Source organism: Nonomuraea sp. NPDC050691 (assembly GCF_040654455.1).
Classification (GTDB): domain Bacteria; phylum Actinomycetota; class Actinomycetes; order Streptosporangiales; family Streptosporangiaceae; genus Nonomuraea.
This window is the reverse complement of record NZ_JBFAIA010000026.1, coordinates 38,385-62,231: the sequence shown is the minus strand read 5'-3', so window position 1 is coordinate 62,231 and position 23,847 is coordinate 38,385. Positions and strand designations below refer to the sequence as shown.

The window sequence follows — 23,847 nt, the reverse complement described above, 5'->3', positions numbered from 1 at the left end:
GTGGCGACGGCGCGCCGCAGGTGGCGCTCGGCGGCCTGGAGGTCGCCGAGCTCACGCGCGGCCAGCCCCATCGCCCTGAGCGCCACGACGGCCGCCTCGGCCACGCCCCTGGCTTCGGCGGCCGACAGGACGGCCTGAGCCGCGCGCATGGCCCGGGCCGGGTCGACGACCGAGCGCAGCACCGCCGCCTCGGCCGCCACCACCAGGCCATGCGCCACCGCCCCGCCGATCGGGGGCTCATGTGTCACGGCCGTATGCGCACCCACCTGGTCTGGACGGGTGGATGGCCGGGCCGGTGGCAGACCACGCTGAGCCAGCCCGGGGGCAGGCCCGTGGCCGCGAAGTGGCCGGTGCGGGCCAGGCGTCTGGTCAGTGTCAGATGAGGGGTGCGGACGTCGACATGGCTGCCCTCTCCGGGGTGCGGGACGATCTGCCCCGCCACGTCGATCAGCCCGTCACCCACGGTCACCTCCAGATCGAAGGTCAGCCCGGCCGCCACGAACCGGACCATCTTGCAGCCGTCCGCGCTTCGCACCTCGCGTGAGGCGGGGCACTCCGCCGGCACGGCGGTCACCGCTTGAGGGACCCGGAGCCCGTAGGCGTCGCGGGCGGCAGCGGAGACGTGTTCTGGGAGCGGGTCGTGCCCGGCGGCAAGACGGAGCGCCGCCAGGAAATACTCTTCGTTGATCATTGCACCGTCTCCTGTAGGTGGATCAGAGTGCGCAGTCTCTCCAGGCACCGCGATCTGGTTGGACCCACGCTGCCCACAGGCACGCCCAGTCGCCCCGCCACCTGCCGGTTGCCGCAGTCGGCGGCCACCAGCTGGAGCAGGGTGCGGCATGGTTCGTGCAGGCCAGAGACCGCCTTCCAGAGCCGGCGGCTGATGTCGGCCTCCAGGACGGCCGCCGCCGGATCAGGGTCGCCGGGCACGACCTCAGGCAAGGGGACGCCGGGGCGTTCCTTCCTGAGGATCAGCATCGCCTCGCGACGAGTGGTCGTCGCGAGCCATGCGCCTATGCCCGATGGGTCCCTGATGGTGTGCAGATGCTCCAACAGGCGCAGCCACGCTCCCTGCACTGCGTCCGCCGCATCTGCCTCGCTCAAGCCACAGGCGCGGGCGGTCGCCCACATCCTGGGTCCGTACCTGGACTCGAGCATGTCCCAGGCCCTCTGGTCGTCGTCGGCCGCTGCTTTGAGCAACTCACCTGAGTCATGTGGCTCGTGCACGCGGCCTCCTTCGCCCGTCCTACGAGGCTGCCTCCTCGTAACTGGCCGAGGACTGAGCGTAAACTCTACAGACTCGACGGGACGAGAGACCCCAGATCAGGGATTTGCCTGGTCGTCGCGGGATCCAGCACACGCTTGGCCGCCTCCTGCACCGGCCGGTCCCGGGCGGCGTCGGCGATGGCGCCCGCCACCAGGGCCGCGGCGAAGGAGGTCCCGCTCCACGCCGCGTACCCCGCGAACTCCCCGGTCTCCAGATAACTGCTGCTCAGCCACTCGCCCCGGGCGCACGCGTCGACCCAGGTGCCGTGGGCGGTGAACGGCGCGGGTCGCTGCTCGGCGGCGTCGACGGCGCCCACCGCGATCACCCCTTGCAGCGCCGCCGGCCAGAACGGCCGGTCGTCGGCCGTGTTGCCCGCGCAGGCCACCTTCACCGTGTCGGGCAGCCCTTTGAGCGCGTCGGCCAGCAGGGGCGGGGGACGGTCGTCGAAGGTGTAGCAGCCGAAGGAAAGGTTGATCACCTGGGGCGACCGGTCGCGCATCCGGTTCAGCGCCCGGATCACCGACGCCTCGTCGCCGAGGCCGTCGCCGTCGAGGACCCGCCGCACGCACAGGGACGCGCCGGGCGCGCGGCGCAGGATGAGCCCCGCCAGGAACGTGCCATGACCCGCCTGGGAGCCTTCGGCGGCGTCGCCGTCGTCGCGGCCGAGGTCGCCGTACCACTCGCTGGACTCCCACCACGGATGCTTGGCGACGCCCGTGTCGAGCAGTCCCACGAGCACGGACGAGCGGCCTCTGCCGGGCCGGTGCGGGGCCGGGCGCACCGGGAAGGGCCGGGACGCCGGGCCGCCGAAGAACAGCGGCTGGCCGGCGACCACGTGGTTGGGTGAGGCCCGGAAGCCGCGGTCCCGCAGATCCCGGGTGATCTCGCCCACGTCGACGCCGCGCGACAGATGGATCACGCAGACGCCGTCGCCCTCGGAGACCGCCTGGGTCCAGCGCGCCGCCGCGGACAGCGCGCTGCGATCCGTCAGCACCTGACCTGGGCGGATGAGCGCCTCGCCGACATATTCGATGTCCATGTGCCGGTACCTATCCCCGAGGTGGCCCTGTGTCACGTGCCACTGCCGCAACAACTTGGTATGGGCCCCCTCTGGTGCCGGATAGCGACCGACGGTAGTCTCTCCCTAGTCACTTGTGATCATCCCAGGACGAGGCCGTTGGGGAAGGCGCACCTCGTACCGAAACGGGAGGTCCGGTGTCTGCTCGTGGCGTGCTGTACGTCCACTCGGCTCAGCCCGCGCTGTGCCCTCATATCGAATGGGCGGTCGCGGGCGTCCTTGGCGTGCCCGTGGACCTGACGTGGACGCCGCAACCAGCCGCGCCCAACGTCGTGCGGGCGCAGGCGGAGTGGGAGGGCCGCCCCGGGATCGCGGCCGCCATCACCTCCTCGCTCATGGGCTGGCAGCGCATCAGGTTCGAGATCACCGAGGACGCCTCGCCGGGCGTCGACGGGTCCCGCCATGCCTACACGCCGACGCTCGGCGCCTTCAGCGCGGTGATCGGGGCGGCGGGCGACATCATGATCCCCGAGGACCGGTTGCGCACGGTGATGATGATGGCCGCCCAGGGACGCTGCGTGCTGGAGGACGAACTGGACAAGCTGCTCGGCAGGCCCTGGGACGAGGAGCTGGAGCCGTTCCGCTACGCGGGCGACGGCGCTCCGGTCCGCTGGCTGCACGCCGCCGTGTGACCGGGGATGTCCCCTGACCGGACGCCCGCCGACCAGAGGTAGGTCAACGCCGATGGGCCCCGCACCTCAGAGGAGGTGCGGGGCCCATCGGGTCAAGCCGGGTTACAGCGGGATGTTGCCGTGCGCGCCGCGGGCCGGGGTGGCCTGGGCGAGCACCTTGGCGATCGCGCCGCGCGTCTTCCCGGGCTCGACGACCTCGTCGATCACGCCCAGGTCCTGCGCGCGGGCCAGGCCGCCGGCCAGCTTCTCGTGCTCCTGGGCCAGGCGCTGCTCCAGCTCCGCCCGCTCCTCCTCGGGCGCCGCCGCCAGCTCGCGCCGCTTGAGGATGCGCACCGCGGCCACCGCGCCCATGACCGCGACCTCGGTCGTCGGCCAGGCGAACACCTTGGTGGCGCCGAGCGCGCGGGAGTTCATCGCGATGTACGCGCCGCCGTACGCCTTGCGGGTGACCAGCGTGACGCGCGGCACGGACGCCTCGGCGAAGGCGTGCAGCAGCTTGGCGCCGCGGCGCACCACGCCGTCGTGCTCCTGGCCGACGCCCGGCAGGTAGCCGGGGACGTCCACGAGGACGACCAGCGGCACCCCGAAGGCATCGCACATGCGTACGAAACGGGCGGCCTTCTCCGCGGAGGTGGCGTCGAGGCAGCCGCCGAGCCGCATCGGGTTGTTGGCGACCACGCCGACGGTACGGCCGCCGAGCCGGCCGAGGGTGGTGACGATGTTGGGCGCCCACTTGGGGTGCAGCTCCACGCCGGGCTCGTCGAGCAGGCCGTTGACCAGCGGCTTGACGTCATAGGCGCGGCGCGCCGACTCGGGCAGCAGGCTGGAGAAGTCGACCTCCTCCACGTCGGAGGTGCGCACCCGGCCCTGGTGGCCGAGCAGGACGGCCAGCTGGCGGGCCTTGAGCAGCGCGTCGGTCTCGGTCTTGGTGACGACGTGGACGACGCCGCTGCGCTTGCTGTGGGGCTCGGGGCCGCCCAGCGCCGCGCTGTCGACGTCCTCGCCGGTGACGCTGCGCACCACGTCGGGGCCGGTGACGAAGATCCGGCCGGAGTCGGCCAGGATGACCAGGTCGGTGAGCGCCGGGCCGTAGGCGGCGCCGCCGGCGGCGGGGCCGACGACCACGGAGATCTGCGGGACGACGCCGGACGCCTTGGTCATGGCGGCGAAGACCCGGCCGACGGCGTGCAGCGACTCGACGCCTTCGGCGAGTCGCGCACCGCCGGAGTGCCAGATCCCGATGACCGGCACCCGCTCTCGGACGGCCACGTCGTAGGCGTGCACGATGTGCTCGCAGCCCTCGCTGCCCATCGCGCCGCCCTGGAAGCGGGCGTCACTGCAGAAAGCGACGACGGGGACACCCTCGACGCGGCCCATGGCGGCGAGCACGCCGCTCTTGTCCTCAGGAGTGATCAGCCGCAGCGAGCCCTCGTCGAGCAGCGCGGCCAGGCGGACGGAGGGATCGCGGGGATCAGCAGGCTCCTGATCGGAGCCGCTGGTCACCTCCCTGTTGTCCAGCACGGTCATTCAGGCCCCTTTGAAGACGACGGCGGCGTTGTGCCCGCCGAAGCCGAACGAGTTGTTGACGGCGGCGATGTCGCCCGCCGGCAGCTCGCGGTTGGCGCCGTGGACGATCTCCACCTCGATCCCGTCGTCGAGGTCCGAGAGGTTGATGGTCGCGGGGACGATCCGCTCCTGCAGCGCCTTGATCGTGAACACCGACTCGATGCCGCCCGCGCCGCCCAGCAGGTGGCCGGTCATGGACTTGGTCGAGGTGACCAGCGGGTGGGTGCCGATGGCCTTGGCGACCGCCTGCACCTCGATGACGTCGCCCGCCGGGGTGGAGGTGGCGTGGGCGTTGACGTGCTTGACGTCCAGGCCGGTGACGTCGGCGTCGTTGAGCGCCTGGGTCATCGCCATGATGACGCCCCGGCCCTCCGGCTCCGGCTGGGTGATGTGGTGGGAGTCGGCGGAGTAGCCGACGCCCGCGGCGTAGGCGTAGATCCGCGCGCCCCGCGCCCGGGCGTGCTCCTCGGACTCCAGCACGATGATGCCGGCGCCCTCGCCCAGCACGAATCCGTCACGCTCGCGGTCCCACGGCCGCGACGCGCCGGCCGGGTCGTCGTTGCGGGTGGACATGGCGCGCGCGGCGGCGAAGGCCGCGATGTTGAGGCCGTGGATCGCGGCCTCGGTGCCGCCGGCCACGACGACGTCGGCGCGGCCGGACCTGATCATGTCCATGGCGTAGCCGATGGCCTCGGCGCCGGAGGCGCAGGCGGACACGGTGGCGTGCACGCCTGCCTGGGCCCCGAGGTCGAGGCCGATCCACGCGGCCGGGCCGTTCGGCATGAGCATCGGCACGGTGAACGGCGAGAGCCGGTTCCAGCCGCGCTCCTTGTAGGTGTCGTAGGCCGACAGCGTGGTGTTGATGCCGCCGATGCCGCTGGACACCACGACGCCGAGCCGCTCACGCGCCACGTCGGGAGCGCCCGCGTCCTGCCACGCCTCGCGCGCCGCCACGAGGGCGAACTGCTCGCTGCGGTCGAGACGGCGGGCCTCGGGCCGGGGCAGCACCTCGGCCGGGTCGACCGCGGCCGTCCCCGCGAACTTCACGGGGACGGTGTCGACCCAGTCCTCGGTGAGGGACTTGACGCCCGACTGACCGGCGAGGAGCGCCGACCAGGTCGAGGCGACGTCTCCACCGACGGGCGTCGTCGCGCCGAGCCCGGTGACGACGACTCGTACCCGGTTCGCACTCACGTTTCGCGCTCCTTGTCGATCAGTTGGGTGAGAGTGATGCGATCGGCGGCCCGGAGGCCGCGACGATCGTCAGTTCTGGATGAAGTTCAGGACGTCCTTGACCGTCTTCAGGTTCTTGAGCTGGTCGTCGGGAATCTCGACGCCGAACTCGTCCTGGGCGGCCACGGCGATCTCGACCATGGACAGGGAGTCGATGTCGAGGTCGTCCACGAAGCTCTTCTCGGGAGTCACCTCGGAGGCCGGGATGCCGGTGATCTCGTTGATGATCTTGCCGAGGCCCTCGAGGATCTCCTGCTCGGTGGCAGCCATGTCGTCGTTCTCCTTCTGGTTCTATCTGGATCTGTACGGCTCACGCCGTACAAGCTGTGACCGGTACGGCGGGAGCCGTACCGGATCCTACGGAACCTCGATCACTTGGCCCGCATAGGTGAGCCCGGCGCCGAAGCCCAGGACGAGCGCGAGGTCGCCGGAGCGGACCTCGCCGCGCTCGATCATGCGCGAGAGCGCCAGCGGGATGGAGGCCGCCGACGTGTTGCCCGCGGTGACGATGTCACGCGCGACCACCGCCTTGTCGGCGCCGATCTTGCGCGCGATCGCCTCGATGATGCGCAGGTTGGCCTGGTGCGGGACGAACGCGGCGAGCTCCGAGGGGTCGACCCCGGCGCGCTCGCACGCCTCCCTGGCCACCGGGTGCAGCGCGGTGGTGGCCCAGCGGAACACCGCCTGGCCCTCCTGGTGGAGGCTGTCGTTGCGGTCGTTGACGATGATCGCGTCGGACTTGTCGCCGGCGCTGCCCCACACGACCGGTCCGATTCCGGGCGTGTCGGACGGGGCCACCACCGCGGCCCCCGCGCCGTCGGCGAAGATCACGGCAGTGGACCGGTCGGTCGGGTCGACCCACTGAGACAGCTTCTCGGAGCCGATGACCAGCACGTTGCGCGCCGAGCCGCCGCGGACGGCGGCGCTGGCGGTGGCCAGCGCGTAGCAGAAGCCGGCGCAGGCGGCGTTGACGTCGAAGGCGCCGGGCGACTCGATGCCGAGCCGGTGCGCGACGACGGCGGCGGCGTTGGGGATCTGCGTCTCCAGCGTGCACGTGGCGACGATCACCAGGTCGACGTCGGCCGCCGACAGGCCGCTGGCGGCCAGCGCCTTGCCGCCGGCCTGCACGGCCATGTCCTCGACCGACTCGCCCTCGGAGGCGATGCGGCGCTCGCGGATGCCGACCCGCGACTGGATCCACTCGTCGTTGGTGTCCATGACCTTGGCCAGGTCGTCGTTGGTGACGACCGTGGCCGGCTGGTAGTGGCCGAAGGCCAGGACCTTCGCGCCGGGCGCGACGTCGGGGATCCTCACTTGGTCAGCTCCTTGGCCGCGTCGAGGTCGTCGGGGGTCTTCAGCGCGACGGTCTTCACGCCCCGCAGCGCGCGCTTGGCCAGGCCGGTCAGGGTGCCGCCGGGCAGCAGCTCGATCATCGCGGTGACGCCCTGCCCGGCCATCGTGGCCATGCAGGAGTCCCACCGGACGGGGCTGCTGACCTGCTTGACCAGCCGGTCGAGGAAGTCGGCGCCGCTCGTGACGACCTGGCCGTCGGCGTTGGACAGCAGCCGGACCGACGGGTCGGCGGGCGTCACGCCGAGCGCGGCGTCACGCAGGGTGGCGACGGCCGGCGCCATGTGGACGGTGTGGAAGGCGCCCGCGACGGCGAGCGGGCGCAGCCGGGCGCGCTCGGGCGCGTCGTCCTGGAAGGCGGCGAGCTGCTCCAGCGTGCCGCCGGCGACGATCTGGCCGGCGCCGTTGATGTTGGCGGGGGTCAGGCCGTGCCGCTCGATGGCGGCGAGGACCTCGGCCTCGTCGCCGCCGAGCACGGCGGTCATGCCGGTCTCGGTGACGGCCGCGGCCTTGGCCATGGCCTGGGCGCGCTCGCGGACCAGCGCGAGGGCCTGCTCGGCGGTGAGCGCCCCGGCCAGCGCGGCGGCGGCGAACTCGCCCACGCTGTGCCCGGCCACCAGGTCGGGCTTGACGCCGAGCGCCTCGGCGGAGGCCAGCGCGGCGGCCACGAGCAGGGGCTGGGCGACCGCGGTGTCGCGGATCTCGTCGGCGCCGGCGGTGGTGCCGTAGGTGATCAGGTCCAGGCCCACCACCTCGGACCACCCGGCGAGCCGGTCGGCCAGACCCGGCAGCTCAAGCCACGGTGTCAGGAAACCTGGGGTCTGGGCGCCCTGGCCCGGAGCGACGATTGCAAGCACAAAAACCACCATGCCCTGTAGAGGTTCGACACGCGGCTAAGGATCCGTACGAACTTTGTCCAACACCTTTTGTAGGGTTCCTACAGTGGGGGTTTCCGGACAATTACGTTAGGGCCCGCCACATCGCGGCGCTCTCCGAGAGCCGCCCCAGAATGAGACCCACCTGGAGGGTGAACGCGGAGCGACCCTCGGTCGGCTGGTAGCCGGTCAGCTCCGTGATCTTACGCAGGCGGTAGCGGACCGTGTTGGGGTGGACGAACAGCAGCCGCGCCGTCGCCTCCAGCGACGTGCCCTGCTCCAGGTACGTGGCCAGCGTGTCGAGCAGCGGCGTGCCCGCCAGCGGCAGGTACACGTTCTCCACGAGCTGCTCGCGCGCGTCCTCGTCGCCGTCCAGCGCCCGCTCGGCGAGCAGGTCGTCGGCGTGCACGGGCCGGGGCGCGTCGGGCCAGCCGGACGACGCCTTCAGCCCGGCCAGGGCGGCCCGCGCGGAGCGCGCGGCGGCGTGCAGGTCGGCCACCTCCGGCCCGATGACGATCGGCCCCTGCCCGAAGCGGGCCACCACCTGCCGGGCCGCGTCGTTGGGGCCGCCCGCGCCGCCCACGATGACGATCAGCCGGTCGGCCTGCACCCCGGCCAGCAGGTCCATGCCGATGCGGCGGCCCTTCTCACGCAGCCCGTCGATCACCGCGCGCGGGTCGTCGTCGGGGGCGTGCCCGGCGATCACGACCACGGGGGAGGAGGTCCAGCCGAGCGCGGCGGCCCACGAGTGGAGCCCGTCGTCGACCTCGCCCCGGACCAGCGCGTCGACGATCAGCGCCTCCAGCCGGGCGTCCCAGGAGCCGCGCGCCTCGGCCTCGCGGGCGTAGACCTGGGCGGCGGCGAAGGCCACGTCGCGGGTGTAGCGCAGCATGGCCTGCTGGAGCTGGTCCTCGCCGCCGGGCGCGGCCAGCTCGTCGCTCTGCGCCTCGACGACCTCCACGACGATCCGCACGATGTCGACCGTCTGCTGGAGCGAGATCGACCGCTTCAGCTCGCGCGGCGCCGTGCCGAAGAACTCGATGCTGGGCGTCGGCCGGTCCTCGCCGGCGTGCTGGAACCACTCCACGAACGCGGCGATCCCGGCCTGCGCCACCAGGCCCACCCAGGAGCGGTCCTCGGCGCTGAGCGCGCGGAACCACGGCAACTGCTCGTCCATCCGCGCCATGGCCGCCGTGCCGAGCGCGCCCATGGCGCGCTCCAGCCTGCGGGTGGTGTCCTCCCGGGTCCGGTCCGTCACGCCTCTAGAGTGCCAGGTCCGGCGAGATGACCGCGACGAGCACCCCCGCGGCTCGTGGACGGCGAGGTGAGCGCCCCGCCGGACGCCCGGCCCCGCCGGACGTCCGGCCGCGGGCGGCCGTCAGATGACGGCGACGGCGGTGATGAGGCCGATGGCCACGTGGGTGGCGGCGAGCAGCCGCGTCCCCGGCTGGACCTCCGACTCCTTGACCAGCTCGCGGACCGAGATGCCGACCACCTTGTCGAAGACCATCATCGCCACGGTCTGCACCACGATGCCGACCAGGCCGAACACCGCCGTGCCGGCCAGACCCTCGAGCAGGCGCCCGCCGGAGGACCAGATCGAGGCGGCCACGATGAGGCCCACGGCGACCATGGCCGAGGTGGCGAGCAGGGTGGCGTTGGGGTTGCGCTCGGTGCGGATGATCGAGCTGAGCTTGCCGGGGGTGGCCAGGTCGATCACGTAGAAGCCGACGATCAGCAGCACCACGCCGACGGCGGCGTAGGCGGCGATGGCGCCCGAGCCGCGGGCGAGGGTTTCCAACAGGGTCATGGTCGCTCGATTCGGTGGGGGACGAAGGAGGAGGTGTCATCGGTGATGAGCCCCGTGGTCTCACGGATGCCCAGGCCGGCCGCCTCGTCGGCGACCACCCAGGCGCCGAGCACCGGCCGCTGGCCGTCGAACTCGGGCAGGGCGTCGAACGCCTGATGGACGAAGCCCTCGCGCCCGTACTCGCCCGGCGTCTCGTGGGCGCCGCCCGGGGTGACGACGCGCATCGACGCCCCCTCCCTGCCGAGCAGCGGCTTGACGATGTACGAGGTCAGGTCGCGGGGCCCGTCGAGGTAGGCGGGCAGCAGGTTGGGGTGCCCCGGGTACAGCTCCCACAGCACGGCGAGCAGTGCCTTGTTCGACAGCAGGACCTTCCACAGGGGCTCGATCCAGGTGCCGTGCCGGACGGCGTGGCGCCCGAACGGGTCGGCCAGCATCCACTCCCACGGGTACAGCTTGAAGATCGAGCGGATCCATCGCTCCTCGACGTCGGTGAAGCGCCGGTTCAGCTCGTCCCAGCCGACGTCCTCCATGGCCACCGCCACCGTGGGACGGCCGGCCTGCTCGGCCGTCTCCTGCAGGTAGGCGAGGGTCATCGCCTCCTCGCCGGTCTCGTCCATGGAGGTCCAGGCGAAGTGGGTGGGGCCGGGCGGCAGCGTCATGGCCGACCAGCGGTCGACGAGCCGCTCGTGGACGGAGTTCCACTGGTCGTCGTCCGGGTGCGTGTCCTTCAGCCAGAACCACTGCACCACCGCCGACTCCACGAGCGAGGTGGGCGTGTCGCCGTTGTACTCCAGCAGCTTGGCCGGGCCCGTGCCGTCGTAGCGCAGGTCGAAGCGGCCGTACAGGTGGGGGTCGCGCCGCTCCCACGAGCGCCGCACGTCCTCGACGGCCCACTCGGGGATGGCGAAGTCCGCGAAGCGGCCGGTCTCCACGACGTGGCCCGCGGCGCGCAGGCACATCTCGTGCAGCTCCTCGACCTGCGCCTCCAGCTCCTCGACCTCGTCCATGGAGAAGACGTAGTGGACGGACTCGTCCCAGTACGGCCGGCTGAGCCCCTCGGGGTGGGCCGCGCGGTGGTAGGCCAGCCCCTGGCCCTCTATGATCTTGTCCCAGCCGTCCCGAGGTGTCCCGTGTTCGCGCCGCACCTGTCAGCTCCCGCTGCTGGAGCGGCCGCCGAAGCCGCCCCGCTGGATCGACTTGCCGCTGCGGGAGGAGATCGTCACGTCGGAGGGGCGGTAGGTCGTGCCGCCGCGCACGCGGGTGCCGACCCGGTTGCCGCCGTAGTACCAGTGGTAGGCCGAGCGCGAGCCGCTGCTGTAGTAGTGGACGGTGCCGTCGTCATCGTCGTCGCAGTAGTCGTCGTCGACGACCTCGTACGTGCCGTCGGGCAGTTGCTGGCTCATGTCGACGCAGTCGGCGGTGACGTCGTCGTCGCCCTGGGCGGCGCAGTAGCCGACGATCATGACCGAGACGACGCCGATGACGGACAACGTGACCACTTTGGAGGCTTTGGACCGCCGGGGCGGTTGCTGCTGATGTGGTCGTGGTTGTCCCATGAGCTCCTGCTTTCGTTGGCCGATCAGCCTATCGGGGGCCACCCGCGGCATCAATGTCGCTTAGGTGACGAACCGCGCGAGGGTAGGAGTTCCCCATGACACCGGTCGAAGCCCTGCGCGAGATCGCCTTCCTCCTGGAGCGGGCCGGCGAGCCCACCTACCGCGTGCGCGCCTTCCGCCGCGCCGCCGCCGTCGCCGAGTCGACGCCCCACGACGAGCTCGTACGGCTCGCCGGAGCGGGCGGCCTCGCGGACCTGCCCGGCATCGGCAAGGTCACCGCCCTGGCCATCACCGAGGCGCTGGGCGGCGAGGTCCCCGCGTACCTGCGCAGGCTGCGCGCCACCGAGGGCACGGACCTGGACGAGCAGACCGCGGCGCTGCGCGCGGCGCTCAAGGGCGACCTGCACAGCCACTCCGACTGGTCGGACGGCGGGTCGCCGATCGAGGAGATGGCCGAGACCGCCCGCGCGCTCGGCCACGAGTACTGGGCGCTGACCGACCACTCGCCCCGCCTGACGATCGCCAACGGCCTGTCGCCCGCCCGGCTGCGCCGCCAGCTCGACCAGGTCGAACGGCTCAACGAGCGGCTGGCGCCGTTCCGGATCCTCACCGGCATCGAGGTGGACGTCAATCTCGACGGCACCCTCGACCAGGAGCCCGAGCTGCTGGAACGCCTCGACGTGGTCGTCGCCAGCGTCCACTCCAAGCTGCGCATGAACCGCCACGAGATGACCCGCCGGATGGTCACCGCCGTCGCGAACCCGCACGTGGACGTGCTCGGCCACTGCACGGGACGCATCGTGCGGGGCGGCGGCCGGCGGGGCGGGACCCGGCCGGAGTCGGAGTTCGACGCCGAGGTCGTCTTCGAGGCGTGCCGCCGGTTCGGGGTGGCCGTGGAGATCAACTCGCGGCCGGACCGGCTCGACCCGCCCAAGCGGCTGATGCTGCTCGCGTACGAGACGGGCTGCGACTTCGCGATCGACTCCGACGCGCACGCGCCGGGGCAGCTCGACTGGCAGCGGTTCGGGTGCGAGCGGGCGGCCCGGTGCGGCATCGAGGCCGGGAGGATCGTGAACACGTGGCCGGCGGAGGAGCTGCTGGCCTGGACGCGCCGCGGGGCGTAGCCGTCGCCGGCTCCTCGCCCGCGTTCCGGAAGGTGACGCCGAGGCGTGAGACCCTGCTGGCGCGGGGGTGAGGGGGATGTGGCCGGTCCGCCGCGGGACGCGAGATTGTCGGTGGCGGCGCGTAACGTCCCGGTTGTGAACCGTACCGATCGGCTGTACGCGCTCGTCGAGGACCTGCGCGCGATCTCCCCGCGCTGCCGCTCGGCGCGCGAGCTCGCCCGCAGGTTCGAGGTGAGCGTCCGCACGATCGAGCGTGACATCACCGCGCTCCAGCAGTCCGGGGTGCCGATCCACGCCGAGCCCGGGCGCACGGGCGGCTACGCGCTCGACAAGACGATGTCGCTGCCCCCGCTCAACTTCACCCCGGCCGAGGCGGTGGCCATCGCCCTGGCCCTCAGCAGGTCGGGCGACCAGCCGTTCGGCCGGCAGGCGCGCAGCGCGCTGCGCAAGGTGGTGGCCGCGATGCCCGGCCGCGAGGGTGAGCTGGCGCGCGAGCTGGCCCGCCGGGTGCGGGTCGTGGCCGAGCCCGAGGACGAGGGCAAGGGCGGCCGGCCGCTCGGCGCCGAGGGCGTCTCCCGGGCGATCGAGGAGGCGCTGCTGCGCCGCCGCGTGCTGCGGCTGCAGTACGCCGACGCCAAGGGCGCGCTGACCTCGCGCGACGTCGAGCCCGGCGTGTTCCTGGGCGGGCGCGGCGGCTACTGGTACCTCGTCGCGTGGTGCCGGTTACGCGACGACGTGCGGGTCTTCCGGCTCGACCGCATCGCCTCGGCCGGCGTCACCGGCGAGCGCTGCCCCGACCGGCCGCTGGAGGGCTTCACGCCCGACCTGCCCGAGATGGCGCTGCACGGCACTGTTCTCGATCAGTAGCTCGAAAACTCGTACGGAAACACCGACATAGGGCTGTCGCTCACCCATGCGATCGTTGTCATGTTCGAAATAGAGAGGACGGCGATGGGCAACACGGTGACCTGGTTCGAGGTGGCCACGGCCGACCCCGAGGGCGCCGGGCGCTTCTACGGTGGGCTGTCCGGCTGGACCTTCGCCCGAGGCGACGGCTCCCTGGACCACCGGATGACCGGCTGTCCGGGCGGTGACCGGCCCGCGGGCGGGCTGCTCGACACCAAGGGCGACTTCCCCGCTCACGCGGTCTTCCAGGTGCGGGTCGCCGACGTCGAGGAGACGTGCCGGCAGAGCGAGGCACTCCGGGGCGAGGTCGTCACCAGGGTCCCCGGCGAGCTCGACGGCACCGACTTCGCCTACCTGCGCGACCCGTCGGGCAACCTCTTCGGGATCTTCCACCTGGGGTCATGAACCGCGGCGAGCCGCCGCCGGCGCCTTCCCCGCCGGCGCCCTCGCTCGCCCGGGCTCGTGACGGGCCGCCTCGGCTTCACGCCGCGCGCCCCCGTCCCTGGACTCGCCGCCGACCGCCGAGCGGCGGCGCGTCCAGGGGCTTCTCGTCCGCCGGCCCCGGTGGTCCCGCTCGCGGGGCCGCCCCGGGGGCCCGCTCGTGCACGGGCCACCTGGTCCCGTCGGCTCCGCTTGCCTGCGTGTCGCGAGCCCGTCAGGGGCGGAACCGGTGTCGGGGCATCCGGGGGGTGTCAGAAGGCGGCCTTGGCGAGCCAGCGGTCCAGGAAGGGGCGGTCGCCGAAGACGGTCAACGTGGGGGCGAAGCGCCTGCCGTACAGCATGAGCAGCAGGTCGCGTGCCGGGCCGCGGACGGCCGCGTCGGCCTTGGCGTGGCCGCGCGTCCAGGTGATCACACCCTCGGGGCCCTGGGTGACGGTCCATTCGCCCGTGCCCTCCGGGGAGTCCGGCGGCGGGTCGGTGGCGTGGAGGTGGATCGTGGCGCCCTCCGCGTCCAGCTCGGCCAGGCGGCGGGCGACCCAGACGGCGTGCGGCAGGTTGCCGAGGAACTCCTCGACGCCGTCCAGCGCCGTCGCCACGGGCACCGACGGCTCGGCGCCCAGCGCGAGCTCGGCGTCGATCCGGTGGATCAGCAGCTCGAACGCCATCCGCCGCGCCCAGTACGCCGCCGACTGGTCGCCGCCCCACGACCACACCCGCGTGGCCGGGTCGGTGGCCCGCAGCGTGTCGAGCAGCTCGGCCGCTCCCCGCGCCAGCCAGGCCGGGTCGCCGCTCGTCCCCTCGGGCAGGCCGTTGGGCACCTGGCGCGACCAGATCCGCTCCTGGACCCGGTCGCGCAGGATGTGGATCACCCACCGGTGCGTGGTGCCGACGTGCGTGATCAGGTCGGCAAGGGTCCAGCCGGGGCAGGTGGGCACCGGCGTGCCGGGATCGGCGCCGGTCACCAGCTCGACGAGCCGGGCCGCCTCAGCCTCGACCCGCGCGGGATAGTCGCTCACGCCCCCGAGCCTAGACGGGCCCGAGCCGCCCGGACCAGAACCTGCCGGCCGAGGCGCGGCCGGCCTGGAGCCGGCCTGCCCACGGGCGATCGGGCAGAGCCGATCGGCCGTGGCCGGCGGCGCCGGGACCGGTCAGGTGGCCTCGCAGACGGCGCCCCGGGCCGGGAGCTTGCCGTTGAGGAGGTAGGCGTCGATCCGGCGCTGGATGCAGCGGTTGCCCGACGTGTACGCGCCGTGCCCCTCGCCCTCGTACGTCAGCAGCCGCGCCGTACCGAGCTCCTCGGTCAGGCGTGGCGCCCACTGGTACGGCGTGGCCGGGTCGCCCTTGCCGCCCACCACGACGATCGGCCCCGACCCCGCCGCGTTCACGTGCCGGGCCTGGTCGCCGCCCGGGACCGGCCAGAACCGGCACAGCCCGCCCGAGCCCTCACCGCCGAACAGCGGTGAGATCCTCGTCGAGCGCTCCCACGTGCGGCGCAGCTGGTTCTCGTCGGGCCGCTCGGCCGAGTCCACGCAGGTGATGGCCGGGAAGCTGGACATCTGGGTGCTGTAGTGACCGCGCTGGTCCCGCCCGGTGTAGGAGTCGGCCAGGAACATCAGTGCCTCGCCCCGCCCCTTGATCGCCGCGGCGATCGCCTGCTCCAGGAACGGCCATGACAGCTCCGAGTACAGGGCTGCGGCGACGCCCGTGGCGGCCAGGCCCTGGGTGAGCTTGCGTCCGTCCACGGTGAGCGGCCGGGTCACGAGGCGGTTCATGAGCCGGTCGACGTTGGCGTTGGCGGCCTTGACGGTCTTGCCGAAGTCGCAGCCCTCCTTGACGCAGCTCTTCAGGAAGGTCTCGTACTCCCGCTGGAAGCCGCGCGTCTGCGCGATCGTGCGCTCCGAGAACGTGATCGACGGGTCGAGCGGGGCGTCGAGCACCGTCCGGCCGACGTTCTTCGGGAACAGGGTGGCGTACACGGCGCCGAGCTGCGTGCCGTACGACATGCCGAAGTAGTTGAGCTTGGGCTCCTTGAGCGCGACGCGCAGCCGGTCCATGTCGCGGGCGGCGTTCACGGTGCCCACGTACGGCAGGACCCGGCCCGCGTCGCGCTGGCAGAGCCGGGCGAACTCCTTGTTGGCGGCCTGCCCGGCGGCGCGGGTCTGCTCGTTGAGCGGCAGCGTGTTGAGCGACACCCAGCGGTCCATGTCGGCGTCGGAGCCGCAGCGCACGCCCGCGCTGCGCTCGACGCCGCGAGGGTCGAAGCTGACGAGGTCGTAGCGGGTGCGCAGGGACTCGAACTGCTTGGCGGCCTGGTCGAGGGTGTCCACACCGGAGCCGCCGGGGCCGCCGAAGTTGAACACGAGCGAGCCGAGGCGGCGCTTCTGACCCGTGGCCGCGATCTTGATGAGGGCGAGCTGGATCGTGTCGCCGCCGGGGTTGTTGTAGTCGAGCGGCACGGCGAGCTTGGCGCACCTGACGGAGGGGTCCTGCTGCGCCGGGGTCTGACCGCCGGGGCGTTTGATGTCCGTGCACGGTCCCCACGCGATCGGGGCGACGGCACCCTTGGGGTCGGTGTCGGGTTTCGCCGTGCCCGCGCAGGCGGTGGCGGACACGGCCAGCGCGGTGGCGACGGCCAGGACATGACGCATGAAAGCTCCCCCTCGACTCTCCGGGGGAAGTAGTGCCCACAATACGTGAGACTCCACCAGGAACGGTGTGAGGCGACGCGCCCGTCGGGAACGCGTCGCCTCACACCGTCTGCCGTGGTCGTGCGCGCCGGGTCAGACGCCCATCGACTGCGTGTCGTTGCTCTCGGCGCCACCGGCCTCGGTCACGCCGTTCTTGAGGTGGTAGCGGGCGATCGCCTCGCTCAGCACCTCGCCGTCGAGCTCGCCGCGCTTGACCAGGCTCGTGAGCACGGCCAGCGTGATCGACGCCGCGTCGACGTGGAAGTGGCGGCGCAGCGCCGAGCGGGTGTCGGACAGGCCGAACCCGTCGGTGCCGAGCGACGACCAGTCACCCGGCACCCACTGGGCGATCTGGTCCTGGACGGCCTTCATGTAGTCGCTGACGCCCACGAACGGGCCCTGCGCCTGCGACAGCGCCTGGGTCACGTACGGCACGCGCGGCTCGGCCTCCGGGTTGAGCAGGTTGTGCTCCTCGCAGGCGAGCGCGTCGCGGCGCAGCTCGGTCCACGACGTGGCCGACCAGACGTCGGCCGACACGCCCCAGTCCTCGGCCAGCAGCCGCTGCGCCTCCACGGCCCACGGGCCCGCCACGCCGGAGACGAGGATGTTGGCCTTCGGGCCCTGCGTCTGCGGGCCGGCGGCGAACCTGTACAGGCCCTTGAGCAGGCCGTCCACGTCGAGCCCGGCCGGCTCGGCCGGCTGGAGGTAGGGCTCGTTGTAGACGGTCAGGTAGTAGAAGACGTCCTCGGGCTGCTCGCCGTACATGCGGCGCAGGCCGTCCTTGACGATGTACGCCACCTCGAACGCCCACGACGGGTCGTAGGAGATCGCGGCCGGGTTGGTCGAGGCGATGAGCGGCGTGTGGCCGTCCTCGTGCTGGAGGCCCTCGCCGTTCAGCGTCGTGCGGCCGGCCGTGGCGCCGAGCAGGAAGCCGCGGCCCATCTGGTCGCCGAGCTGCCACATCTGGTCGCCGGTGCGCTGCCAGCCGAACATCGAGTAGAAGATGTAGATCGGGATCATGTGCTCGCCGTGCGTGGCGTACGCGGTGCCGGCGGCGATCGCCGAGGCCATCGAGCCCGACTCGCTGATGCCCTCGTGCAGGATCTGGCCCTGCACGGACTCCTTGTACGACAGCAGCAGCTCCCGGTCGACGGCCTCGTACGTCTGGCCGTGCGGCGAGTAGATCTTCGCCGTGGGGAACATCGCGTCGAGGCCGAACGTGCGCGCCTCGTCGGGGATGATCGGCACGAACCGGTGGCCGATCTCCTTGTCGCGCATGAGGTCCTTCAGCAGGCGCACGAACGCCATGGTGGTGGCCACCTGCTGCTTGCCGGAGCCCTTGCCGAACGTCTTGTAGACGTCGTCGCCCGGCAGCTTGACGGGCTTGGCCCGCACCACGCGCTTGGGCAGCACGCCGCCCAGCGCCGCGCGGCGCTCCTTCATGTACTCGATCTCGGGGTCGTTGTCGCCCGGGTGGAAGTACGGGGGCAGGTCGCCCTCCAGGGCGGAGTCCGGGATCGGCAGGTAGAGCCGGTCGCGGAACTCCTTCAGCTCGGCCTTGGTGAGCTTCTTCATCTGGTGGGTGGCGTTGCGCGCCTCGAAGTCCTTGCCCAGGGTCCAGCCCTTGATGGTCTGGGCGAGGATGACGGTCGGCTGGCCGACGTGCTCGCGGGCCGCCTTGAACGCGGCGTAGACCTTGCGGTAGTCGTGGCCGCCACGCGACAGCTTGCGGATGTCGTCGTCGGTCAGGTGCTCGACCATCTTGCGCAGGCGCGGGTCGCCGCTGAAGAAGTTCTCGCGGATGTAGGCGCCCGACTCGACCGAGTAGGTCTGGAACTGGCCGTCGGGGGTGGTGTTCATCTGGTTGACCAGCACGCCGTCGACGTCGGCGGCCAGCAGCGGGTCCCAGTCGCGGCCCCAGACGACCTTGATGACGTTCCAGCCGGCGCCGCGGAAGTAGGACTCCAGCTCCTGGATGATCTTACCGTTGCCGCGTACCGGGCCGTCGAGGCGCTGCAGGTTGCAGTTGATGACGAAGGTGAGGTTGTCCAGCTCCTCACGGGCCGCCACGCCGATGGCGCCGAGCGACTCGGGCTCGTCCATCTCGCCGTCGCCGAGGAACGCCCAGACGTGGCTGCGGCTGGTGTCCTTGATCTGGCGGTTGAGCAGGTAGCGGTTGAACCGCGCCTGGTAGATGGCGCCGATCGGCCCCAGACCCATCGACACCGTGGGGAACTCCCAGAAGTCCGGCATCAGACGCGGGTGCGGGTAGGAGGGCAGGCCGTGGAAGCCGTGCGAGAGCTCCTGCCGGAACGCGTCGAGCTGCGCCTCGTTGAGGCGGCCCTCCAGGAAGGCGCGGGCGTAGATGCCCGGGGCGGCGTGGCCCTGGAAGAAGACCTGGTCGCCGGACTCGCCGTGGTCCTTCCCGCGGAAGAAGTGGTTGAAGCCCACCTCGTAGAGGGACGCGGCGGAGGCGTAGGTGGCGATGTGGCCGCCGACGTTGGTCCGCGCGTTGGCGCGGGTCACCATGATCGCGGCGTTCCAGCGGATGTAGGCACGGATGCGACGCTCGACGTGCTCGTCACCCGGGAACCACGGCTCGCGCTCCGGCGGAATCGTGTTGATGTAGTCGGTGCTGCGCAGGCCCGGCACGCCGACCTGGTGCTCGCGGGCGCGCTCCAGCATGCGGAGCATGAGATAACGGGCCCTCGTGCGGCCCTCGGTCTTGACGACGTTGTCGAGGGACTCGAGCCACTCGTTGGTCTCGCTGGGGTCGACATCAGGCAACTGGCTGGGTAGGCCGTCGCTGATGATCGAGAAACGCTGGCGTCCGGAAGCCACTGGGTCTCGCCTTCCGAGGATGACGGATGTCTGGTCTGGGTCGCCTTCCATCCTGGTCGCTCGCCGTAGAAAGTGCATCTCTACTGGCCGGTAACCAGGACGTCCCTGCTGGCAGGGCGGCTAGTGGTGGCCTAGACCACCGATGGTAGGACGAATCAAGGGCCAAGGTTACATTGGGCGGCCAATTTAACAAGTCGGGAAAACCTGGGAAATTTCGCCCTCATGTGTGGAGTATCCCCCGAAGGGCGGACACCGTCACCCGCGGGGGCCGGGCGGGCGCGCACGCCGCGCGAGTCTAGCTGGCGGGGGCGGGGTGATGGCCGCGGAGGGGGCGCGGCCATGTGGGAGGTTCGGCGGTCCCGGGGATTCGCGGCGGGATTCCGGGCGGGATCGGGATCCACGTGGGATGGCTGAGGCGTGGCGCGCGATCGCGGGCGGCCGGCGCGGCTGCTGGGGGACGCCGGGCGTGTCGTCCGGCGGGCGGCGCCCGGGGCGTCCGAGCAGCGTAACGGTTCGGTCATGATTTTTCCTGACCTCATGGTGGGAGACGGACATCCCTCTTTCCGTTTGGCCGCCGTCGTACGAATGTGGAGATATGAACGCGACGGTAGGCGACCGCCTCCTTGTGCACGGGAACGTCGTCGGAGAAATGGATCACGGGGGAGTCATCATCGAGGTCCACGGGGCGAACGGCGGCCCCCCGTACATCGTGCGGTTCGACGACGGGCACACCGGGCTGGTCTTTCCCGGCCCGGATGCGGTCATCGTGCCTCAGTAGAATTCACGTGTGAGATCCCAGATCATCTCCGTGGCCACGGGCTCGCGAGAGACGGTGCACGACATCACCTCGGTGTGCGCGGACTTCGTACGTGAACAGGGCGAGGACGGCCTGTTGCACGTCTTCGTCCCGCACGCGACCGCGGGCGTGGTCCTGATGGAGCTGGGTTCGGGCAGCGACGACGACCTGCTCGCGGCGCTGCGCGACCTGCTTCCGGCCGACGACCGGTGGCGTCACGCCCACGGTTCGCGCGGGCACGGCAGGTCTCATGTGATGCCGGCGCTCATCCCGCCGTACGCCACCGTCCCGGTGGTCGGCGGGCGGCTGGCGCTGGGCACCTGGCAGTCGATCGCGCTCGTCGACCTCAATGTCGACAACCCGCAACGCCAGGTTCGACTGTCATTTCTGTCCGATTAATTATGGCCGCCTACGGCCGTACCCGTGGCGACCGTTGACGACTGAGGGTCACAGCGTGTGGACTGTCCCGAAGCGATAACCGCACAAGCGGGGCCACTCAAGCAGGAGGGATAAACGTGAGCGCGACCGCGGGTCAGGCGCAGGGCGAGCGCGGCCTGGCCGAACGACTCGGCCTCAAGCCGGGTCAGGTGGTGCAGGAGATCGGTTGGGACGAGGACGTCGACGAGAAGCTTCGCGAGTCCATCGAGAGCCTGACCGGCAACGAGCTGTTGGACGAGGACACCGACGACGTCGTCGACGTGGTGCTGATGTGGTGGCGCGACGGCGACGGGGACCTGTTCGACGTCCTGAGCGACGCCATGCGAGCACTCGCCGAAGGCGGCCAGATCTGGCTGCTGACTCCCAAGGCCGGACGCGACGGCCACGTGGAGCCGAGCGACATCGGGGAGGACGCCACGACTGCGGGTCTCTCGCAGACCAGCAGCATCTCCGCCGCCCCCGACTGGTCGGGGACCAGGCTCGTTTCGCCCAAGGGGCGACGCTAGGGAGTTCCAGCGCCGGCCGGATACGGCAGGATGAGTCCCGTGACGCTACATCCTGCCGCGGTGGGCGCCGTGGCTCCGGACTTCGAGCTTCAGGACCAGCACGGCACGCCCGTGAGGCTGTCCGGCTTCCGAGGCGGGAAGGTCGTGCTGGTCTTCTACCCGCTTGCCTTCAGCGGGGTCTGCCAGAGCGAGCTGGCCGCCCTGCGCGATCTCGACACCGACGCGCAGATCCTCACCGTCTCGGTCGACTCCCTGTTCACGCACCGTGCCTGGGCGGACCAGGAGGGTTACGGTTTTCCCCTGCTCTCCGACTTCTGGCCACATGGACAGGTCGCCCGGGCGTACGGTGTGTTCGACGACGCGAAAGGCATCGCGCGGCGTGGCACCTTCATCATCGACGGTGAGGGCGTGATCCGGTGGTCGGTGGTCAACCCGGCCGGCACCGCACGCGATGTCGCCGCCTACGTAGAGGCACTCGCCGACATCTCGTAACGGAGGACACCATGCCCTGCTACCGCTGCGGGGCCCGGCAGACGGACCCCGTCCGGGGCGCCAGCCCCTGGAAGCGCGGGGTACGCCGGGAGTCCCAGGTGCTCATCTGCCCTGACTGCCAACGCCTGCACGACCTCGACCTCGACTCCTGCCGTACGTGCGGGTCCACGGCGCTCATCTGCCGGCTGGGCGAGGTGGAGTGCCGGGGCTGCGGGGCGGTGCGGATGGCCCGGGCCAGGGCCTTCGCGGGCTCGGGGGCCCCGCCGGGGCTGTCGGCGGAGGTGGAGGCGGCCCTGAACCGGGTCCTGGGCCGCGCCTGAGCCTGGATGCCGGGGAGGATCGGGGCGGCCTGACGCGGACTCCGGGAAGACCCGGACCGCCGGGACGGGGGCGTACAAGATCGGACACGAAGCCGAAGAAGCCCCCCAAGACCCCTTTCCGGACATTTACTGAGCTGCGCTATCGTCTCGTACCGTGTCCGAACCTAGGAGCAGTTCGTTCGTCGTAGCGCTCGACGTCGGCGGCACGTCCATGAAGGGCGGCCTGGTCAGCGAGTCCGGCGCGGTGCTGCTGAGCGAACGACGCCCTACCCCCGTCTCGGAGGGGCCTGAGGCGGTCGTGGGGGCCATCCGCGACTTCATCGGCCACCTGGCAGGCTCGGGCGACGGCAACCCGGCAGGGGTCGGCCTGGCCGTTCCCGGACTGGTGTCGGAGGACACGGCCCTCTACGCCGCCAACCTGGGCTGGAGCGACGTCCCGGCCACCGCCTTCACGCCGCTGGACGTCCCCGTCATCCTCGGCCACGACGTCCGCACGGGCGGCCTCGCGGAGAGCGTCCTCGGAGCGGGACGCGGCGTCCCCGACTTCCTGTTCCTCCCGATCGGCACCGGCATCGCCGGCGCCATGATCGTGCACGGCGAGCCGTACGGCGGCGCCTCGGGCTGGGGCGGCGAGATCGGGCACATCCCGGTGTTCCCGGACGGGGAGCAGTGCGCGTGCGGCCAGTTCGGCTGCCTGGAGACGTACGCCTCGGCCGCCTCGGTGGGCAGACGCTACAGCCAGCGCTCGGGCCAGGAAGGGGTACGGGCCGAACAGGTGGTCTCCTCGGACGACCCGGTGGCCATCGAGGTGTGGGACGAGGCCGTGGAGGCCCTGTCGCTCGCCCTGGCCACGTACACGCTGCTGCTGGACCCCTCCATGATCGTGCTCGGCGGCGGCCTGGCCGAGGCGGGCCCGGCGCTCTTCGACCCCGTCCGCACCCGCCTCGTCAAACGCCTCGCCTTCCGCGCCGCGCCCCCCCTGCACCCGGCGGCCCTCGGCGTGGACGCCGGCATGCTCGGAGCCTCCCTCCTGGGCTGGCGCGCCGCCGGCCGCCCCGAACTGGGCCCGGGCTGGGTTCTTGATGTGCGATCCCAGCCGTTGGTGTCGTAAGGTGTAGTGCCGATCAGGGGCGGTTAGCTCAGCGGTAGAGCACTCGCCTTACAAGCGAGGGGTCACTGGTTCGAACCCAGTACCGCCCACCAGCGAAAACGCCCCGTCTCCGATCATGGAAACGGGGCGTGAGTGACAAACTGAGTGACATGCTGGGTGGCTAGGCATCGTCCGCCATGGGGAAGATGCGATCCATCGCAGTCGCGCCTTCTTGGATGACCGGCCGGATCTGCTGACGGTAGACAGTCTCCGTGACCACCGTGTTGGAGTGCCCGACCAGGCGTGAGATGTCCTCGATCGGAATGTCATGGTCCGAGAGCAGAGACACGAAGCTGTGCCGGAGCTCCCGGGGAGCCCAGTCCTTGCCGGCGAGCTTGGCGCTGTCGAGCACCTTCCTGAAGTCGCGGCGGGTGTTGTGGGCGGTCATCTTCGAACCGGTCCGAGTGGAGAACACCAGCTCGCGATCGTCGTTCTGAGCTTCCTTGAGGCTCTTCAAGGCGGCCCCAAGGGGCCGCACGGGCCGTCGGCCGGGGGCCTGCCAACGGGCAGCCGCTCGGGGACCCCGCCGCCAAGAGGCGCAAGCGCCAGGCGGCACCCCGAGCGGTTACAGCCCCCGCCGGCTGGCGCGGACGAGTGGAAGGGGCCGCCAGGCGACACTACAGAGCTGATCACACAGGGGGCGCACTTCTCCAGTCACGGGGACGAGCCAGTCAGCGCATGCGCACGCGGTCACGAGGCCGGCCCTACTGCATGCCTCCGGCGGGGGCGCTCCGGCACCGGGCAGGCACGATCGGCCCCTGACCGTCTGAACGGGTTGC

The 23,847-nt window shown here is 71.6% G+C and carries 27 protein-coding genes and 1 tRNA gene; 11 read left to right on the top strand and 17 right to left on the bottom strand.

All coding sequences use genetic code 11. From position 1 onward, the window contains the following. From AB0H81_RS14095 to AB0H81_RS14080, 4 genes are all read right to left on the bottom strand, one after another. On the bottom strand, positions 1–248 hold a 248-nt coding region (locus AB0H81_RS14095), incomplete at its 3' end, for a hypothetical protein (RefSeq protein WP_358373811.1). Next, positions 245–691, bottom strand: coding sequence for a hypothetical protein (locus AB0H81_RS14090; protein ID WP_358373808.1), 447 nt, complete (start codon positions 689–691; stop codon positions 245–247). The genes AB0H81_RS14095 and AB0H81_RS14090, both read right to left, overlap by 4 nt. After that, on the bottom strand, positions 688–1,227 hold the full coding sequence (locus tag AB0H81_RS14085) for a sigma-70 family RNA polymerase sigma factor (protein ID WP_358373805.1): 540 nt from the start codon (positions 1,225–1,227) through the stop codon (positions 688–690). The genes AB0H81_RS14090 and AB0H81_RS14085 overlap by 4 nt, the downstream gene beginning before the upstream one ends. A gap of 65 nt (positions 1,228–1,292) precedes the next feature. After that, a complete protein-coding gene (locus AB0H81_RS14080) occupies positions 1,293–2,306 on the bottom strand; it encodes a S8/S53 family peptidase (RefSeq protein WP_358373802.1) in 1,014 nt (337 codons plus the stop codon). Between the two features lie 176 nt (positions 2,307–2,482). Here AB0H81_RS14080 and AB0H81_RS14075 point away from each other — a divergent pair, with 176 nt between their 5' ends. Next, positions 2,483–2,977 carry a DUF3145 domain-containing protein gene (locus tag AB0H81_RS14075; RefSeq protein WP_175602497.1) on the top strand — a complete coding sequence of 165 codons (495 nt, stop codon included), beginning with the start codon at positions 2,483–2,485 and terminating at the stop codon, positions 2,975–2,977. A 102-nt stretch (positions 2,978–3,079) separates the two neighbouring features. Here AB0H81_RS14075 and AB0H81_RS14070 read toward each other — a convergent pair whose 3' ends face one another. The 9 genes from AB0H81_RS14070 to AB0H81_RS14030 form a co-directional block, all read right to left on the bottom strand. After that, positions 3,080–4,504, bottom strand: coding sequence for a carboxyl transferase domain-containing protein (locus AB0H81_RS14070; protein WP_358373799.1), 1,425 nt, complete (start codon positions 4,502–4,504; stop codon positions 3,080–3,082). Further along, positions 4,505–5,737, bottom strand: a complete 1,233-nt coding sequence (fabF, locus tag AB0H81_RS14065) for a beta-ketoacyl-ACP synthase II (RefSeq protein ID WP_358373797.1) — start codon at positions 5,735–5,737, stop codon at positions 4,505–4,507. 69 nt (positions 5,738–5,806) lie between these two features. Continuing rightward, a complete protein-coding gene (locus tag AB0H81_RS14060) occupies positions 5,807–6,046 on the bottom strand; it encodes an acyl carrier protein (RefSeq protein ID WP_175602494.1) in 240 nt (79 codons plus the stop codon). 87 nt (positions 6,047–6,133) lie between these two features. After that, positions 6,134–7,090 (bottom strand): beta-ketoacyl-ACP synthase III, encoded by a 957-nt coding sequence (locus AB0H81_RS14055; protein WP_358373794.1) that lies wholly within the window; start codon positions 7,088–7,090, stop codon positions 6,134–6,136. Next, a complete protein-coding gene (locus AB0H81_RS14050; protein WP_358373792.1) occupies positions 7,087–7,983 on the bottom strand; it encodes an ACP S-malonyltransferase in 897 nt (298 codons plus the stop codon). Before AB0H81_RS14050 ends, AB0H81_RS14055 begins: the two co-directional genes overlap by 4 nt. Positions 7,984–8,086: 103 nt before the next feature. Next, complete coding sequence (locus tag AB0H81_RS14045; RefSeq protein ID WP_358373817.1) at positions 8,087–9,211, bottom strand: helix-turn-helix domain-containing protein; 1,125 nt, start codon at positions 9,209–9,211, stop codon at positions 8,087–8,089. A gap of 168 nt (positions 9,212–9,379) precedes the next feature. Continuing rightward, on the bottom strand, positions 9,380–9,811 hold the full coding sequence (locus tag AB0H81_RS14040; RefSeq protein WP_358373790.1) for a DUF350 domain-containing protein: 432 nt from the start codon (positions 9,809–9,811) through the stop codon (positions 9,380–9,382). Further along, positions 9,808–10,956 carry a glutathionylspermidine synthase family protein gene (locus tag AB0H81_RS14035; RefSeq protein WP_358373787.1) on the bottom strand — a complete coding sequence of 383 codons (1,149 nt, stop codon included), beginning with the start codon at positions 10,954–10,956 and terminating at the stop codon, positions 9,808–9,810. The genes AB0H81_RS14040 and AB0H81_RS14035 overlap by 4 nt, the downstream gene beginning before the upstream one ends. A gap of 3 nt (positions 10,957–10,959) precedes the next feature. Next, the gene (locus AB0H81_RS14030; protein WP_358373785.1) at positions 10,960–11,301 is read right to left on the bottom strand and encodes a hypothetical protein; all 342 of its coding nucleotides are present in this window, start codon (positions 11,299–11,301) and stop codon (positions 10,960–10,962) included. Positions 11,302–11,462: 161 nt separating this feature from the next. Here AB0H81_RS14030 and AB0H81_RS14025 point away from each other — a divergent pair, with 161 nt between their 5' ends. The 3 genes from AB0H81_RS14025 (at position 11,463) to AB0H81_RS14015 (ending at position 13,802) form a co-directional block, all read left to right on the top strand. Continuing rightward, positions 11,463–12,491, top strand: coding sequence for a PHP domain-containing protein (locus tag AB0H81_RS14025; protein WP_358373782.1), 1,029 nt, complete (start codon positions 11,463–11,465; stop codon positions 12,489–12,491). 135 nt (positions 12,492–12,626) lie between these two features. Beyond that, positions 12,627–13,358: a YafY family protein gene (locus AB0H81_RS14020; protein WP_358373779.1), complete on the top strand. Its 732-nt coding sequence runs from the start codon at positions 12,627–12,629 to the stop codon at positions 13,356–13,358. A 60-nt stretch (positions 13,359–13,418) separates the two neighbouring features. Then, positions 13,419–13,802 carry a VOC family protein gene (locus AB0H81_RS14015; protein ID WP_358373776.1) on the top strand — a complete coding sequence of 128 codons (384 nt, stop codon included), beginning with the start codon at positions 13,419–13,421 and terminating at the stop codon, positions 13,800–13,802. Positions 13,803–14,089: 287 nt separating this feature from the next. Here AB0H81_RS14015 and AB0H81_RS14010 read toward each other — a convergent pair whose 3' ends face one another. The 3 genes from AB0H81_RS14010 to aceE all read right to left on the bottom strand — a co-directional run bounded on the left by AB0H81_RS14010 (position 14,090) and on the right by aceE (position 19,366). Then, on the bottom strand, positions 14,090–14,854 hold the full coding sequence (locus tag AB0H81_RS14010; RefSeq protein ID WP_358373775.1) for a maleylpyruvate isomerase family mycothiol-dependent enzyme: 765 nt from the start codon (positions 14,852–14,854) through the stop codon (positions 14,090–14,092). A 132-nt stretch (positions 14,855–14,986) separates the two neighbouring features. Beyond that, a complete protein-coding gene (locus AB0H81_RS14005) occupies positions 14,987–16,486 on the bottom strand; it encodes an alpha/beta hydrolase (RefSeq protein WP_358373772.1) in 1,500 nt (499 codons plus the stop codon). 132 nt (positions 16,487–16,618) lie between these two features. After that, positions 16,619–19,366, bottom strand: coding sequence for a pyruvate dehydrogenase (acetyl-transferring), homodimeric type (aceE, locus tag AB0H81_RS14000; RefSeq protein WP_358373769.1), 2,748 nt, complete (start codon positions 19,364–19,366; stop codon positions 16,619–16,621). Between the two features lie 595 nt (positions 19,367–19,961). On the opposite strand from aceE, the gene AB0H81_RS13995 reads away from it, so the two are divergent. From AB0H81_RS13995 to AB0H81_RS13965, 7 genes are all read left to right on the top strand, one after another. Continuing rightward, the gene (locus tag AB0H81_RS13995; RefSeq protein ID WP_358373766.1) at positions 19,962–20,144 is read left to right on the top strand and encodes a DUF1918 domain-containing protein; all 183 of its coding nucleotides are present in this window, start codon (positions 19,962–19,964) and stop codon (positions 20,142–20,144) included. Between the two features lie 9 nt (positions 20,145–20,153). Then, on the top strand, positions 20,154–20,561 hold the full coding sequence (locus AB0H81_RS13990; RefSeq protein ID WP_358373764.1) for a secondary thiamine-phosphate synthase enzyme YjbQ: 408 nt from the start codon (positions 20,154–20,156) through the stop codon (positions 20,559–20,561). Between the two features lie 116 nt (positions 20,562–20,677). Beyond that, complete coding sequence (locus tag AB0H81_RS13985; RefSeq protein ID WP_358373762.1) at positions 20,678–21,106, top strand: DUF3052 domain-containing protein; 429 nt, start codon at positions 20,678–20,680, stop codon at positions 21,104–21,106. Positions 21,107–21,145: 39 nt separating this feature from the next. Continuing rightward, positions 21,146–21,598: a peroxiredoxin gene (locus tag AB0H81_RS13980; protein WP_358373759.1), complete on the top strand. Its 453-nt coding sequence runs from the start codon at positions 21,146–21,148 to the stop codon at positions 21,596–21,598. An 11-nt stretch (positions 21,599–21,609) separates the two neighbouring features. Then, positions 21,610–21,918 carry a hypothetical protein gene (locus tag AB0H81_RS13975; protein ID WP_358373757.1) on the top strand — a complete coding sequence of 103 codons (309 nt, stop codon included), beginning with the start codon at positions 21,610–21,612 and terminating at the stop codon, positions 21,916–21,918. Positions 21,919–22,072: 154 nt separating this feature from the next. Beyond that, positions 22,073–23,029, top strand: coding sequence for an ROK family protein (locus tag AB0H81_RS13970; RefSeq protein WP_358373754.1), 957 nt, complete (start codon positions 22,073–22,075; stop codon positions 23,027–23,029). Between the two features lie 17 nt (positions 23,030–23,046). Continuing rightward, positions 23,047–23,121: transfer RNA gene (locus tag AB0H81_RS13965), tRNA-Val, on the top strand. A 68-nt stretch (positions 23,122–23,189) separates the two neighbouring features. Here AB0H81_RS13965 and AB0H81_RS13960 read toward each other — a convergent pair. After that, complete coding sequence (locus AB0H81_RS13960) at positions 23,190–23,525, bottom strand: tyrosine-type recombinase/integrase (protein WP_358373753.1); 336 nt, start codon at positions 23,523–23,525, stop codon at positions 23,190–23,192. Positions 23,526–23,847: the final 322 nt, after the last annotated feature.

Bases quoted from the DNA above. Each gene is read 5' to 3' on its own strand.
- AB0H81_RS14005 (WP_358373772.1), bottom strand. From the start codon at position 16,486: ATGCGTCATGTCCTGGCCGTCGCCACCGCGCTGGCCGTGTCCGCCACC.
- AB0H81_RS14070 (WP_358373799.1), bottom strand. From the start codon at position 4,504: ATGACCGTGCTGGACAACAGGGAGGTGACCAGCGGCTCCGATCAGGAG.
- AB0H81_RS14080 (WP_358373802.1), bottom strand. From the start codon at position 2,306: ATGGACATCGAATATGTCGGCGAGGCGCTCATCCGCCCAGGTCAGGTG.
- AB0H81_RS14045 (WP_358373817.1), bottom strand. From the start codon at position 9,211: ATGGGCGCGCTCGGCACGGCGGCCATGGCGCGGATGGACGAGCAGTTG.
- AB0H81_RS14015 (WP_358373776.1), top strand. From the start codon at position 13,419: ATGTTCGAAATAGAGAGGACGGCGATGGGCAACACGGTGACCTGGTTC.
- AB0H81_RS14060 (WP_175602494.1), bottom strand. From the start codon at position 6,046: ATGGCTGCCACCGAGCAGGAGATCCTCGAGGGCCTCGGCAAGATCATC.
- AB0H81_RS14025 (WP_358373782.1), top strand. From the start codon at position 11,463: ATGACACCGGTCGAAGCCCTGCGCGAGATCGCCTTCCTCCTGGAGCGG.
- AB0H81_RS13995 (WP_358373766.1), top strand. From the start codon at position 19,962: ATGAACGCGACGGTAGGCGACCGCCTCCTTGTGCACGGGAACGTCGTC.
- AB0H81_RS13975 (WP_358373757.1), top strand. From the start codon at position 21,610: ATGCCCTGCTACCGCTGCGGGGCCCGGCAGACGGACCCCGTCCGGGGC.
- AB0H81_RS14090 (WP_358373808.1), bottom strand. From the start codon at position 691: ATGATCAACGAAGAGTATTTCCTGGCGGCGCTCCGTCTTGCCGCCGGG.
- AB0H81_RS14040 (WP_358373790.1), bottom strand. From the start codon at position 9,811: ATGACCCTGTTGGAAACCCTCGCCCGCGGCTCGGGCGCCATCGCCGCC.